12 protein-coding genes are annotated in these 14,251 nt (G+C 72.3%); 5 read left to right on the forward strand and 7 right to left on the reverse strand.

Annotation, left to right across the window (positions count from 1 at the left end):
- The first annotated feature begins 99 nt into the window (after nt 1-99).
- Both Q8A52_RS38750 and Q8A52_RS38755 read left to right on the forward strand, forming a co-directional pair.
- The gene (locus Q8A52_RS38750) at nt 100-1,068 is read left to right on the forward strand and encodes a polyphosphate kinase 2 family protein (protein WP_316760530.1); all 969 of its coding nucleotides are present in this window, start codon (nt 100-102) and stop codon (nt 1,066-1,068) included.
- 15 nt (nt 1,069-1,083) lie between these two features.
- The gene (locus tag Q8A52_RS38755) at nt 1,084-3,813 is read left to right on the forward strand and encodes a cation-translocating P-type ATPase (RefSeq protein ID WP_316760532.1); all 2,730 of its coding nucleotides are present in this window, start codon (nt 1,084-1,086) and stop codon (nt 3,811-3,813) included.
- Nucleotides 3,814-3,846: 33 nt separating this feature from the next.
- On the opposite strand, the gene Q8A52_RS38760 is transcribed toward Q8A52_RS38755, so the two are convergent.
- Nucleotides 3,847-5,160: a diacylglycerol/lipid kinase family protein gene (locus tag Q8A52_RS38760; RefSeq protein ID WP_316760533.1), complete on the reverse strand. Its 1,314-nt coding sequence runs from the start codon at nt 5,158-5,160 to the stop codon at nt 3,847-3,849.
- 7 nt (nt 5,161-5,167) lie between these two features.
- Nucleotides 5,168-5,542, reverse strand: coding sequence for an SHOCT domain-containing protein (locus tag Q8A52_RS38765; RefSeq protein WP_316760574.1), 375 nt, complete (start codon nt 5,540-5,542; stop codon nt 5,168-5,170).
- Nucleotides 5,543-5,886: 344 nt separating this feature from the next.
- On the opposite strand from Q8A52_RS38765, the gene Q8A52_RS38770 reads away from it, so the two are divergent.
- Nucleotides 5,887-6,387 (forward strand): hypothetical protein, encoded by a 501-nt coding sequence (locus Q8A52_RS38770; RefSeq protein WP_316760534.1) that lies wholly within the window; start codon nt 5,887-5,889, stop codon nt 6,385-6,387.
- A gap of 31 nt (nt 6,388-6,418) precedes the next feature.
- On the opposite strand, the gene Q8A52_RS38775 is transcribed toward Q8A52_RS38770, so the two are convergent.
- Entirely contained in the window at nt 6,419-7,105 is a 687-nt protein-coding gene (locus Q8A52_RS38775) for a DUF6445 family protein (RefSeq protein WP_316760536.1), read from the reverse strand.
- 204 nt (nt 7,106-7,309) lie between these two features.
- Here Q8A52_RS38775 and Q8A52_RS38780 point away from each other — a divergent pair, with 204 nt between their 5' ends.
- Nucleotides 7,310-8,056, forward strand: coding sequence for a DUF4142 domain-containing protein (locus Q8A52_RS38780; RefSeq protein ID WP_408649330.1), 747 nt, complete (start codon nt 7,310-7,312; stop codon nt 8,054-8,056).
- A 459-nt stretch (nt 8,057-8,515) separates the two neighbouring features.
- Here the strand turns inward: Q8A52_RS38780 and Q8A52_RS38785 are convergent, their stop codons facing one another.
- Together Q8A52_RS38785 and thrS are read right to left on the reverse strand one after the other, a co-directional pair.
- Nucleotides 8,516-9,484 carry a nucleoside hydrolase gene (locus Q8A52_RS38785; RefSeq protein ID WP_316760541.1) on the reverse strand — a complete coding sequence of 323 codons (969 nt, stop codon included), beginning with the start codon at nt 9,482-9,484 and terminating at the stop codon, nt 8,516-8,518.
- Between the two features lie 93 nt (nt 9,485-9,577).
- Entirely contained in the window at nt 9,578-10,822 is a 1,245-nt protein-coding gene (gene thrS, locus Q8A52_RS38790) for a threonine--tRNA ligase (RefSeq protein ID WP_316760545.1), read from the reverse strand.
- A 281-nt stretch (nt 10,823-11,103) separates the two neighbouring features.
- On the opposite strand from thrS, the gene Q8A52_RS38795 reads away from it, so the two are divergent.
- Nucleotides 11,104-11,880, forward strand: coding sequence for a hypothetical protein (locus tag Q8A52_RS38795; protein ID WP_316760548.1), 777 nt, complete (start codon nt 11,104-11,106; stop codon nt 11,878-11,880).
- A gap of 19 nt (nt 11,881-11,899) precedes the next feature.
- Here the strand turns inward: Q8A52_RS38795 and Q8A52_RS38800 are convergent, their stop codons facing one another.
- Together Q8A52_RS38800 and Q8A52_RS38805 are read right to left on the reverse strand one after the other, a co-directional pair.
- Entirely contained in the window at nt 11,900-12,622 is a 723-nt protein-coding gene (locus Q8A52_RS38800) for a GAF and ANTAR domain-containing protein (RefSeq protein ID WP_316760551.1), read from the reverse strand.
- A gap of 93 nt (nt 12,623-12,715) precedes the next feature.
- Nucleotides 12,716-14,059 (reverse strand): helix-turn-helix domain-containing protein, encoded by a 1,344-nt coding sequence (locus Q8A52_RS38805; RefSeq protein WP_316760552.1) that lies wholly within the window; start codon nt 14,057-14,059, stop codon nt 12,716-12,718.
- Nucleotides 14,060-14,251: the final 192 nt, after the last annotated feature.

A 14,251-nucleotide genomic window follows, 5' to 3' on the forward strand; every position in this document is an offset into this window, starting at 1 on the left:
CACCCGTCGCGGGTGAGGCCGCCCGCCGCTGGCGGAGGGACGCTGCCCGTGCGCGGCCGCGGTGTCGCCGGGCCTGCGTGGCGGAAGGGACGGTGGACGATGGCCGACGAGAGAGCCGAGCGCATCGCGGACTTCATAGAGCCCCTGCGGGTCGTGCCCGGCACCAAGGTGCATCTGGCGGAGGACTTCGACCCGGGGTACAAGACGGCGGGCGCCCGCAAGAACAAGGAGGGCGTCGAGCTGCTCCGCAACGGCATCGAACTGCTCTCCGACTACCAGCAGCGGCTGGCCGCCCAGGACACCTACGGGGTCCTCGTGTGCCTGCAGGCGCTCGACGCGGCCGGCAAGGACGGGACGATCCGCCATGTGATGAGCGGCGTCAATCCACAGGGTGTGCGCGTCACCAGTTTCAAGGTGCCCTCGGCCGAGGAGCTCGACCACGACTATCTGTGGCGCTACAACCGCCATCTGCCGCAGCGCGGAGAGATCGGGATCTTCAACCGCTCCCACTACGAAGAGGTCCTCGTGGTGCGGGTGCACCCCGAGAACCTCCACCGGCAGAAGCTGCCGGAGGCGGGCCGCCGCGGAGACGTGTGGGAGCGGCGGTACCGGGAGATCAACGACTGGGAGCGCTATCTCTCCGACAACGGCTTCAGGGTCGTGAAGATGTTCCTGAACCTGTCGAAGGAGGAACAGCGCATCCGCTTCCTCAAACGCATCGACGTTCCCGAGCGGAACTGGAAGTTCTCGCCCGCCGACGCCCGGGAGCGGGCCCGCTGGGACGACTACCAGCGGGTGTTCTCCGAGATGCTGTCCGCCACCAGCACACCCTGGGCCCCCTGGTACGTCATACCGGCCGACCACAAGTGGTTCGCGCGCGTCTGCGCCGCCGCGGTGCTGGCCCACACCCTGATCGGCATCGATCCCCGGTACCCGCAGGTCAGCGATGAGACCCGGCAGGAACTCGCCCAGGTGAAGCGGGAGTTGGAGCGCGAGGCGCCCAAGGGCGCCGCCGCGGACCCGTACGCCGCCTCGGTCTCGTCCGGGGGATCCGGCAAGAAGGGCTGAGAGGAGGCCCGCGCCATGACCGCGCAGCCGGATGCCCCGCACGAAGGGGCGGCACAGGACCGGGCCTGGTACGCACGCCCGCCGGAAGAGGTCGCCGCCGCGTTCGGTGTGGATCCGGCCGTGGGGCTCTCCTCGGCGCGGGCGGCCGAACTCCTGGAGAACAACGGCCCGAACGCGCTGCCGGAGGAGAAACCCCTGCCGGGCTGGCGCCGCTGTCTGGCCCAGTACCGCAGCTACATGCAGCTGGTCCTGGTCGCCGCCGCCGTGGTGTCCTTCCTGATCGCCGAGTGGAACACGGGCATCCTGCTGGTCGCGCTGACGGTCCTGAACGCGGTCGTCGGCATGCGGCAGGAGGGCAAGGCCGAGAGCGCCATGAACGCGCTCAAGTCGATGCTGCAGGCGACCGCCCGGGTGCGCAGGGACGGAACGGAATCGGAGATCCCGGCCGAGGAGGTCGTCGTCGGCGATGTCGTGCTCCTCGCCGCGGGGGACGAGGTCCCCGCCGACGGCCGGATCGTCGCGGCCAGCGCCCTGCAGATCGACGAGTCGGCGCTGACGGGCGAGAGCGTGCCCGCCGCCAAGGACCCGGCGACCCTGGCCGGCGGCGATCTGGCACCAGGCGACCGCACGAACATGGCGTTCATGAACACGCCGGTCACCCACGGCAGCGCAACGGTGATCGTCACGGCCACCGGCGCCGGCACCGAACTCGGCCGTATCTCCGGGATGCTGTCGGCGACGCCCCGCGAGGCCTCGCCGCTGGACCGGGAGCTCAACCGGCTCACTCTGTGGATCACGGGGGCGGCCGGGCTGACGATGATCGTGATGTTCGTCCTGGGGCGCAGCCGCGGCGAGGCATGGGACGCGCTCTTCGTGAGCGCCGTCTCGCTGGCCATCGCCGCCATTCCGGAGGCCCTGCCCACGGTGACCCAGACCATCCTGTCGATCGGCGGGGTCGACCTGGCCCGGCGTCAGGCGATCGTGAAGGACCTGCCGTCGGTGCAGTCGCTGGGGTTCACCTCAGCGGTCAACTCCGACAAGACCGGCACCCTCACCATGAACCAGATGACGGTCGTCGAGGTTCTCGACCCCGGCGACCGCTACACCGTCTCCGGCACCGGATACGGCCTGGAGGGCAGGATCCACCACGCCGTCGGCAGCAACCCGGGCCTGGACGACGCGATCCTGCCGTATGTGATGGCCAGCGACGCGGAGCTGGTGGACGGCGCGGTGGTCGGCGACCCCACCGAGGGTGCCCTGCTGGTGCTCGGCCACAAGGCCGGGCTGGACATCGACGCCACCCGGGCCCGGCAGCCCCGGCTGGCCACGCTGCCGTTCGACCCCTCGTACAAGCTGATGGCCACCTTCCACCCGGCCACGGACGCGGCGGGCCGCCCGGTCGTGCGGTGCTTCGTGAAGGGCGCGGCGCCCGCGGTCATGGCCCGGGCCGCCACCGCGCTGCGGGACGGTACGGGCGTCCCGTGGGACGAGGAGCTGCGGCAGCGGGCCCAGACGCATGTCGAGCGCATGGGCGGCGAGGGCCTGCGGGTGATGGCGGCCGCGCGCCGCGACCTCGACCCCGCCGTCTTCGATCCCGACGGCGACCTGCTCGCCCATGTCACCGAACTGCAGATGACGAGCCTGGTCGGCATGGTCGACCCGCCCCGCAAGGAGTCGCGGGCCGCGGTGGCCGACGCGCAGGCCGCGCACATCCGGGTGCGGATGGTGACCGGGGACGACGTCGTCACGGGCGCCGCCATCGCGCGGCAGCTCGGTATCGAGGGCGAGGCCGTGCTGGGCGCCGACTTCGCCGCCCTGCCGGAGAGCGAGCGGCTCGCCCGGATCGACGGCATCGGGGTGGTCGGCCGGGTCGCCCCCGAGCACAAGGTGCTGCTCGCCGACACCCTCAAGAAGAAGGGCGACGTGGTGGCCATGACCGGGGACGGTGTCAACGACGCCCCGGCCATCAAGGCGGCCGACATCGGCATCGCCATGGGTTCCGGCACCGAGGTGGCGAAGAACGCCGGGCGGATGGTGCTGGCGGACGACAACTTCGCCACGATCGTGTTCGCGGTGGAGCAGGGCCGCAAGATCTACGACAACCTCACCAAGTACATCCGCTTCGTCCTCGTGCTCCTGGTCGTGTTCGTGCTGACGTTCCTCGGCGCGACCCTGTTCAACATCGCCGCCGGTGAGCCCTTCACCCCGCCCCAGGTGCTGTGGATCCACTTCTTCGTCAACGCAGCCTTCGGCTTCGCGCTCGGCTTCGACCGGCAGAGCCCGGGGCTCATGGAGCGCCGGCCGCGGCCGCGCGGCGAGCCCGTGCTCACCAGGAGCGTGATGATCACGGTCGGGCTGTCCGGGCTGGTGATCACTGTCGGGTTGCTGGCCCTGATCAAGCTGGGCGAGTCGCACTACGGCAGCACCGCCGTCGGGCAGTCGATCGCGTTCACCTCCTTCGCGCTCTGTCTGATCGTGGCCGCGCTCGAGTGCCGCAGCGACAGGGACACCGTCCTGACCACCGCGAGCTTCGACAGCAAGCAGATGAACTGGGCCATGCTCGTGGAGTTCGCGCTCGCGGTGCTGGTCACCCAGATGGACGGGTTCCAGCGGCTGCTGGGGACGACACAGATCACCGTGCGGCAGTTCGGCTGGGCACTGGTGCCGCCGCTGGTGCTGCTGGTGCTGTGGGAACTGGGCAAGTTGGTGGCCAGGCGCGTCGGCAGGACCACCGCACCGGCCTGAGGCCCGCTCACCGCTCGGACACGGCATCCCGGCTCAGATACGGCATCCCGGCCGCAGCCCGAGCCGCAGCACCCGCCGCCAGTCGGCCGTCGGCCTGCTCACCGGCGCACCGGGACGACGGCGCGGCACCCGCACCCGCAGCGCCCTGGGGACGATGCGGCACACGACGGGGGCGGGCAGCATGGTGTGCTCCCCGTCGACACCGGCCGGGACGGTGGGTGTGGTCGCCTCGACCACCACTTCCCGAGCGGTCAGCCGCGTCAGGCCCGGCGAGTGCGCACCGCTCACCAGCCGCGCCGCCTGAGCCGTACTGCCGACCCGCACGCACACCACGCCCAGCAGCCCCGAGTCCAGGCTTTCTCTGCGGCCCGGACGGGACGCGTCGGCGGCACGCCGGTACGGGTTGTTGCTGACGAGCAGCGCCTGCAGCCCGTCCAGGTGCCGCTTCCCCGACCGCATCCCCAGCCTGGGCGCCTCGTCGCCGGTGAGGAGGTCGGGCAGGGTCCGCAGGATCGTCCGCAGCTTCCGGTTCCGGTAGGCGGGCTCGCTCACCACGGCCGCGTAGGTGCCGAACGAGGCGTTGTTGACGAACACCCGGTCGGCGGCGAACCCCAGGTCCACCCGGAGCTCCTCGCCGTCGGTCAGCGCCTCCAGGGAGGCCGCCGGATCCTCGCGGTCGAGGCCGAGGTCGAGGGCGAAGTGGTTGCGGGTACCGGCGGGAATCACCATGAAGGGCAGATCGTGCTGGGCCGCGACCTCGGCCACCAGGGCCTGTGTGCCGTCCCCGCCGGCCACTCCCAGCAGGTCCGCGCCGTCCGCCACCGCGCGCTGGGCCAGCTCCGCCACGTCCGGGTGCTGCGAGGGGTCCAGCAGGACGACCCGGGCGCCGGCCGCCCGGGCCCGCTCGGCCAGGTGGAAGCGGGCCACCTTGCCGCCGCCGGAGTTCGGGTTCATCAGGAGCCACGCACTGCGCGGCGGCTCGGCGGGACGCGCGTCACGGTGGCGTCCGGGAGCAGCTCCCGAGGGCGTCAGGGCGATCCGCGCGGCCGTGACCGCCAGCAGCCACAGGCCCAGGGAGAGGGCGGCCTCCCAGATCAGCCCGTGCGTGGCGTACAGGGCGAGGACCGCGAGCGGGGCGGCCACCGCCAGCAGCATCCCCGCGACGCGTACGACTCCGGTGTGCGCGAGGGCCCACCACAGGCCGGCGGCGGTGAGGGCCAGCCCGGCGAGGCCGGCCAGCGCCCACAGCACGCTCTTCAGCCCGGCCGCCAGCAGTGGCACCAGCACGCCGGCCGCCAGGGCGAACAGTGCCAGCCGAGCCCATCCGGTGTTCCGGCCGCCGCTCACGTGCGTTTCATCTCGGGGACTGGCCGCTCAGCACCATTTCCTTCGCCCGGCGGAACTCGTCCTCCGTGATGTCACCGTGGTTGCGCAGCTCGGACAGTTTGGCGAGCTCCTCCGAGCTGCTCGGGCGGCCCTGCGGGGCCGTCGTCTCACGGACGTACGAGTCGAAGGCCGCCTGCCGATTGCGTGCCTCCGCGAGTTCGCGCTGCCCCATGCCCTTGCCGCGGGCGATGACGTAGACCAGGACGCCGAGGAAGGGCAGCACGATGGCGAACACCAGCCAGCCCGCCTTCGCCCAGCCGCTCAGGGAGTCGTCCCGGAACACGTCCACGATCACCTTGAAGAGCAGGACGAACCACATCACCAGCAGGACGAACCACAGCATCGTCCAGAACGCGCTCAGCAGCGGATAGTCGTACGCGAGGTACACCGTGTCCACGTCTTCCCTCCGGGTTTCCCGCCGCCCCGGGCCGTCACCCGGCCGCGGCTCTCTGCTGCCCTCAGCCTGCGCACGGCAGATACGTCATGGCCTCACCCGAACCGGGTGAGGACGGGCGAGTACGGCGGGAACAGGAACTGGACGACGCTGCTGAACCTCCGGCCCCGCCGGTGAGGCCGAACCAGTAGACGTGTTGCGCCGTACGGCTGACGTCGACGTGCGGTGGCGTGGATCCGGATCTTGACTGGGAGGGACAGCCTGGCCGAGTGACACCGATGGAGGCGTACGTGATGGCGGGTTATCGAACGGTTGCGGCGCTGGTGCTGGCGGCGGCGTTGGGCACGGCACTGAGCGGCTGCTCCGAAGGCGGCAACGCGTCGTCCACCGCGAGCAAGGCCGCGTCGGCCGCCGTCAGCAAGGCGGCGTCGGCCGCGTCCTCCCTCGCCTCGAAGGGCTCGGACGTGGTCGCGTCGGCGTCGGCGGAGGCCCGGCGGCGGCTCGGCGAGGTGAAGAACGGTGTCAACGCCAAGGACGAAGTGAAGCTCGGCACGCCCGCCACCGCCTCCGACGGCCGCACCACGGTGGAAGTCACGGCGAACAACACGGCGGACTCCACGAAGTCCTTCGCCGTCCAGGTCAGTTTCAAGGACTCGGGCGGCAATCTCCTCGACACGGTGGTCGTCACCATCGGCGACGTGGCGGCGGGCAAGACGGGGACGGGGACGGCCCGCAGCACGCACAACCTCTCGGGCGAGGTGAAGCCGGAGGTGGGGACGGCCCTGCGCTACTGACCGCCCCGACCGCCCGACCCGGACCGTCCGGTCAGGCCATCCAGAAGAAGACGGCGGTCATCCGCTTCTCCTCCAGCGTCCTGCCCGAGTAACCGGTGGCGCTGTGCACGAGGTTGGCGTTGTAGAGGAGCAGCCGGTTGTACTTGTGCGGCACCCGTACGTCCTCCTCGAAGGCGTCGGGCGCGACGAACCGCGTCCCCAGGGCCTCCACGAGGTTGTTGTGCGGGGCCTGGACGACGTTCCCGCCGAGGCGTCCGCCGGGCAGCGACTGCCGGTAGAAACTGGTCCCGCAGTCCTTGGGCACACCGGGGTTGAGATACAGCACGGCGGCATACCGGCACAGCGCACGCGAGTCGGTGTGGGGCCGGGGCTCGCTCTCCCCTTCTCCCACCACCTGCACGCAGTTGTGATTGAGGGTCCCGCCGCCGGGCGCCTGCTGCACCCACAGCTCCTTGGCCCCGGTGGCCTGCTTCACCAGCCGCTCCACCCGGCCCAGTTCGGCGGGTTCGAGCCCGGGCATGGTGCGCAGTCCCGGCCAGGTCTCCGAGGTGTACGGATACCCCTGGACCCAGTCGTCCTTGCCGAGACACCGCTCCCGCACGGCATCCGCATCGGGCAGCACGTCGTCCAGCACCCAGTAGTCACGGCCCTTGGTGGGCTTGCGATAGGGGAGGACGGGAAGAGAGGCGGGAACTCTCGGGGGAGGTTGTGGGGGCATGCGGGGAATCTAGGGCGGGAGTTCACCAGGACTCTCCCGCAGAGGAGTCAACATTCCGTCAACCGCGGCCAGGTCACACCGGGGGGCTCAGTTTTTACCAAATCAAAAGAGTCCAAGCCCTTCGTCGTCCGTACTGCTGGTGGGGATCCACGACCGGCAGGAGGCATGGTGCGCTTTTCGCGGAACGCGACGGGAACTCTCTTCGTGGGCGGTGCCCTGAGCCTGACCCTCGTGGCGCTCGTCTACCCGAGCATGCTGGGGGTGAGCAAGGTCTCCAGTTCGCCGGACCGTGTCATCGCCCAGACGCAGTGGGGGCCGTTGACCGAGGGCGACCGGGACTTCGTGGTCAAGGTGCGCGCGGCCGGTCTGTGGGAGTACCCGGTCGGTCAGATCGGGCTGCAGAAGGGCACCACGAAGGCGGTCATCACCGCGAGCCAGCACCTGGTCGACGGGCACGCCGCGCTCGACACCACCTGCCGCAAGATCGCGCCCATGCTGAACATCACGCTGCCCAACATCGCGAGTCCGCAGCAGGAGGGCTTCGTCAACCAGCTGAAGTCCGACAGCGGCAAGAAGTTCGACTCCGACTTCGCCAACATCCTGCGGATGACGCACGGCTCGATCTTCAACACGGTGGCGAAGATCCGGTCCACCACCAAGAACACGCTCGTGCGCGCCCTGGCCGACCAGGCCAACGACACCGTGCTCGACCACATCACGGTGATGGAGAAAACCGGCCTGGTCGACTTCGACCAGACCCTCTTCAACCAGACCACCCCGCCCAAGCTGCCCGACTCCGACCTGACCCCGCCGCCCCCGCCCGCCGGACAGCCGGAGGTCGTGCTCACCCCGCCGCCGAACGCCACGTCCACCCCGGTGAACATCGACGGTCTCTCCGGTGGCGGCGGTGGCGGCGGAGCCACCCCCAGCCCCAGCCCCACCGTGGGCTAGCCGGCGCCCACGCCAGAACACGCTCATGGGCAGTCAACGGGCAACGGTCCGACCCCGGCGACGAACGCACCTAAGACCCCCGCTCCGGGGCGTTCGGCCGTACGGTGGCCGTATGACCGGCAGTCCGAAAGACGTCGTCGAGGCCGCGTTCCGGCACTATCTCGCACAGGACCGCGCCGCGGCCCTGCCCCTCTGCGCCGACGACTTCACCTTCACCAGCCCGCAGGACGACCACATCGACAAGGCCGCGTTCTTCGACCGGTGCTTCCCGACGGCCGGGCCGGCTCAGGGAACAGCGGCTGCTGCACGTCGTCCCGGCCGACGACGAACTGGTCTTCGCCCACTACGAGTACGAGCTGAAGACCGGCGCCCGGCACCGCAACGTCGAGGCGATCACGGTGCGGGACGGCCTCGTCCGGGAGGTGCGGGTGTTCTTCGGCGGCACGGTGTGACCGGCCGCTAGGTCCGCTCCACGGTCGCCAGGTACAGCTTCACGTAGCGCTCCACGTCCACGTCCAACGCCACGTCCACCAGGGCCTGTTCGCGTACGCCGTCGTGGATCTCGGACTCCCCGGGGCGCGGCCGGCGGTCGACGATGGTCTGGCCGCGGGTCGGGCCGGGGGCGAGGGAGACCTCGACCGGGAGCAGACGGGTGGCGATGCCGGCCGGGTCGGCGACCGCGCACACGGCGCCCGCGTCACCGAGCCCGCCCGCCGGGTCGTCGCCGTCCGGGTCGGGGGCGGAGGGACGGTGGGCCAGCAGTTCACCGGCGAGCCGGCTGCCCGGTTCCGCGCTCGCCCGCAGCCGCCGCACCTGTGCCCCCGGGACCACGACCCGGGTGAACACGTCCAGCCCGTACATGGTGATCGGCACCCCCGCGGTGAGCAGGATCGCGGCGGCCTCCGGGTCGTGCCAGACGTTGAACTCGGCGACCGGCGTGGCGTTCCCGGTGGCCACCGCGCCACCCATGAACACGATCCGCTCGATGTTGCGGGTCACCTCCGGGTGGGTGCGCAGGAGCAGCGCGATGTTCGTCAGGGGCGCGGTCGGGATCAGGGTCACCGGGCGCGGCGAGGCGAGGATCTCGCGGCGCAGCAGGGTCACCGCGTCCACGTCGGCCGCGGTCCGGGTGGGCGCGGGCAGCCCGAGGTCGCCCATCCCGTCCTCCCCGTGCACATGCCGGGCCGAGCGGGCCGGTTCGATCAGCGGCCGCCCGGCCCCGCGGGCGACGGGGATGTCACCGGCGCCCGCCTGCTCCAGGACGGTCAGGGTGTTGCGGACCACCCCGTCGACGTCCGTGTTCCCGGCGACGCAGGTGACGGCGCGCAGGTCGAGGCCTGGGTGACGGACGGCGAACAGCAGGGCCAGGGCGTCGTCGACGCCGGTGTCGCAGTCGATGATCACGGGGATGGTCGTCCGGTCGGTCACGGCGGGGGCTCCTTCTCTGGTCCCTCGTGCCTCTTGCCTCGCCCCGACCCTATGCGGGGTTCAGTCCCGCAGCGCGGTTCCGCGGGCCTCGGCTCAGTCCCAGAGCGCGGTCCCGCGGGCCGCGACCCGGGCGGTGATCCGGTCCAGGAGCCCGGCGACGGGCAGGGTTCCCGGCCGGCGGCCGTCCCTCAGCCGTACGGCCGCCTCGCCGCCGTCCGCCTCCCGCGCGCCGATCACGGCCTGGTACGGCACCAGACGCGCCGCCCGGATCCGGGCGCCGAGGCTGCCCTGCACGGGCCCGGCGAGCTCGGCCCGCAGCCCCCGCGCGACGGCGTCCCGCACCACGGCCTCGGCGCGCGCGTACTGCTCGTCCGCGACCGGCAGCACCACCAGTTGCACGGGCGCCAGCCAGGCCGGAAAGGCCCCGCCGTGCTCCTCGACGAGGTGTGCGACGGCACGCTCGACGCTGCCGATGACGCTGCGGTGCACCATCACCGGCCGGTGCCTCGCCCCGTCGGGCCCGATGTAGTGCAGGTCGAAGCGCTCGGGCTGGTGGAAGTCGATCTGGACGGTGGAGAGGGTGGATTCGCGGCCCGCGGGGTCGGCGATCTGCACGTCGATCTTGGGGCCGTAGAAGGCGGCCTCGCCCGCCGCCTCCTCGTAGTCCACGCCGGACTCGGCCAGGACCTCCTTCAGCAGTGCGGTGGCCCGCTGCCACAGCGCCGGGTCGGCGACGTACTTGCCGCCCTCACCGGGCAGGGAGAGCCGGTACCGGGCGGCGCGGATGCCGAGGTCGGCGTGGGCGCGGGCGATCAGCTCCAGGGCGGCGCGGGCCTCCTGGACCGCCTGGTCCAGGGTGCAGAAGATGTGCGCGTCGTTGAGCTGGATCGCGCGGACACGGGTGAGGCCGCCGAGCACGCCGGACAGCTCGGACCGGTACATGCCGCCCAGCTCGGCGATGCGCAGGGGCAGTTCGCGGTAGCTGTGGGAGCGGGAGCGGTAGATCAGGGCGTGGTGGGGGCAGAGGCTGGGGCGCAGGACGACCTGCTCGGAGCCCAGCTCCATCGGCGGGAACATGTCGTCGCTGTAGTGGTCCCAGTGCCCGGAGATCTCGTACAGCTCGCGTTTCCCGAGCACGGGCGAGTACACGTGCCGGTACCCGGCCGCGCGTTCCGCGTCGCGGACGTACTCCTCCAGGGTGTGGCGTACGACGGCGCCGTCGGGCAGCCAGTAGGGCAGCCCGGCGCCCATCAGCGGGTCGGTGTCGAACAGATCGAGCTCTCGGCCGAGCCGGCGGTGGTCGTGCACGGTGGTCTCCTCGGTGAGGGAGGCGAACACCCCGTGACACGACGAAGCCCCGGGGCACTCGCCCCGGGGCTTCGGACTGGGTCAGCTGTCAGCGCGCCGGGACACTCTCCGGCGTCGTCGTGCGGAAGGGGTACGACAGGGCGCGCTGCATGGGCCGAAGCTAACAGGGCGCGGACGTACGGTCGATCGATTTTCAGCGCGGGACGCCGCGCCTCACCCGGACGGCTCGTCGCGCTGGTGGCGGGGGCCGCGGGGTGGTGCCGTGAGATCACACACGTACCCGGTCCCCGGCACGCTCAGGAGGCCCCGTCATGTCAGTCCGCCCGGCCCGTCGCCTCGCCGCCTCCGTGTTCACCGTCGGTGTGCTGGTCACGGCCTCCGGCTGTCTGGCAGGCCAGCACGAGAAGTCGGCGCGGCGGGCGGTCCCCGCCGCCTCCGCCGCCGGACAGCTCTCCCCGTCCCCCGACCCCGCGCTCACGGCGGCCCAGGCGAGGGCGGCTCTGATCACGGAGGCGGATCTGGGGGTGCCGTGGGGCCCGACCCAGGGGGCCGCGACCTGGCGGGACGCGCTGCTGAAGGCGGGCACCACGGCCCCGGCATGCCAGCAGCTGCTCGACGCCCTGTACGCCGACGAGCTGCTCGGGCAGTCGCCGGGGGCGTACGCCGTGACCGCCCTCGACGACGGCGACGACCAGGCCCAGCTGCGCTACCAGGTGGCCGCCGACCGACGGGCCGACCTGGACCGCACGCTGGCCTGGCTGAAGACGCTGCCCCAGACGTGCGCACAGTTCGCGGCGGCCACCACCAGCGCGGGGCCCGAGACCGTCCGGGTCTACGCGGCCGAGCTGCCGCAGGTCGGGGACGACCGGCAGGGTCTGCGGGTGACGCTGACCGGGGAGACCGTCGGCGACGACGGCGAGCCCGCCACCCTCACCGTGGACGTCGCGGTCGTGCGGGTCGGCGACGACGCGATCGTCCTCACCGAGGGCGCTCTCGGCACCCCGCCGTCCGACGCCGTCGGCCAGGCCCTCGAACTCGGCAGCCGGCGTCTCGCCCAGGTGCGGGAACAGGGACGGGCGCAGGCCTGACCCCGCGCTCACCCCGCGCTCACTCCACGTCCAGGCTCCCGCGGTGCCCGACCAGGTCGTGCGCCACGTCGAGCACGGTGCGGCCGCGCGCGAACGCGTACCCGCGCAGCCGGTCGAGCGCCTCGTCCGCGGGGACCCGGAGCTGGGCCATGATCATGCCGACCGCCCGGTGGATCTGGTCGTGTTCCCCCGTGAGGCCGCTCAGCCCGCCCCTGCCGGACGGCTCGGTGTCCTCGTCCGCGCGGGGCAGGGCGAGGAGAGCGGCGGTCAGCACGCCCGCGAGGACCAGGGCGGTGTGCAGATCGCCGCCGTCCACGTCGCCGGGCTCGGCGCCGTACAGGTCGAGGGTGCCGACGCAGACCGGCTCGATGCCCAGCGGTATAGACGTGACCGCCCGGACCCCGGCGGCCGTCGCCTGGTGGGAAAAGACCGGCCAGCGCAGCAGGGCCGGGAGGGCCGTGAGATCGCGGGCGAGCACGGGCGCGGCGATCCCGGCGGCGTACAGGCACGGGCCGTCACCCAGCGTGGCCTGCAGCTCGGCCATGTCCGCCGCCACCTCGTCGCTCGCCCCGATCCGGACGGGCAGCCCCCCGACGCACAGCGACACGCTCGCGCCGGTGACCGGCAGCAGCTCCACCGCCAGGGCGCACACCCGCCCGGGCACGGCCCGGGGCGCGACGCCCCGCAGCCGCTCGACGATCGCCTCGTCGACCCGCTGCACTTCCACCGCCTCCTTCAGCATCGGCACAACCCGAAGCACCCGGGCGGGCGACGCTCCCGTCGGAAGGGCCTACCGACTACCCGCCACGCCGTGTCCGAAACGGTCCCGGGAGGCTCACAGAGGAGGCTGCGCGGGCGCGGGGCCGAGGGTCGTGGTGCCGGGGGCCGTCCGGTGTCCGAGTCCCGTCCGGTACGCGTCCAGCGCGGCCTCCACGCGCCCGGTACGGCGCAGCAGATCGCCGAGCAGCCGGCACAGGTCGGCGAGGTCGCCGGCGGCCCCCGCCCGCTCCAGCAGGCTCAGGGCGCGGACGTAGTGCTCCTCGGCCGCCTCCGTCTCCCGGGCGTCCTCGGCGATGATGCCGAGCAGCCGGTGCGCGGCGGCGGAGTGCACGGCGCCGCGCTCGGAGGACAGGTCCCCCAGCACCCCGTGCAGCAGCTCGGCGGCCTCGTCCGACTTTCCGCGCCGGTGCAGCACGTCGGCGAGTTCGACGGCGACCTGGCTGCTGTAGAGGGCGGCGCGGGTGGCCGACAGCATGGCCATGGCCTCCCGCAACTCGCCCTCGGCCCGGTCCAGTTCACCGTCCTGGGCGTACACGTATCCGCGCATCCAGTGGCAGTTGGCGAGTTCGGTGCGCAGTTGCAGCTGGCGGTACAGCTCGGCCGCCTTGGCCAGCGAGGCGTCGGCCTCGGCGACCCGGCCCTCGGCGAGCAGCGTGCGGGCGACGGAGCGGTGCATCCGGGCGATCAGGGCGGGGTCGGCGACCTGCGGGGCGAGGGCCAGCGCGAACTCGGCGGCCTGGGCGGCGCGGGCATGGGCGCCCATGTCCATGTAGGGGCCGATGACGCTGGCGTACAGGAGCAGCAGGGCGTCGGGGTCGTGCAGACCGCCGCGGTTGAGCTCGTCGAGCGTGGACTCCAGCAGGTAGACGGCGTACCGGAGTTCACCCGCGAGGTAGTGCGAGACGGCCCGCCCGCGCAGCGCGGGCACCCGGACCGGCAGCGGTTCGCCCGCCATCCGCTCCTCGGCCCGCTCGAAGTGCCCCCGGGCCTCGGCCAGGTCTCCGGTGTCCAGCGCGCACTCACCGAGCCCGAGCAGCGCGGTGGCCTGCTCCGGCGGGAGTGCGTGCGCCTCTGCCTCCGCGAACAGGGCGGCGTACTGCGCCGCCGCCTCCTCGGCCGCCCCGGTGGCCAGGGTGCGCTGCGCCTCGGTGAGCCGCAGCCGCAGATCGGTGGCGAGGTGTGCGGGCCGCCCGATGGCCAGCTCCTCGAAGGCGACCCCGAGCCGCCCGGCGATGTGCCGCAGCGCGTCGTCGGAGGCACGCACCCGTCCCGCCTCCAGGGTGGAGATATAGGCGGGCGTGTAAGCGGGCTCCGCCAACTGCCGCTGTGTCAGCCCCCGTTCCGTGCGCAGGTGCTGCACCCGCCGCCCGACGGTCTCCGGATCATCCCGCTCCTGCACCGCAAATGCCCCCAACTCCCCCTGCACCCCTTGCCGTTAGGCTCCTGCAACCCCTAGGTTAAACCCAATACCGGTAACTTAGGGCTTTGGTGTCCGCTTGACCCGTTTGGGTTTGGTGGCGCCAACGATGGTGACGGCCGGAACACATGGGCGGTCTGCGACGCGGTGGGCGGCGCGTTTGAGCGGCCAGCC

This window comes from Streptomyces herbicida (assembly GCF_032656585.1).
GTDB classification, from domain to species: Bacteria; Actinomycetota; Actinomycetes; order Streptomycetales; family Streptomycetaceae; genus Streptomyces; species Streptomyces herbicida.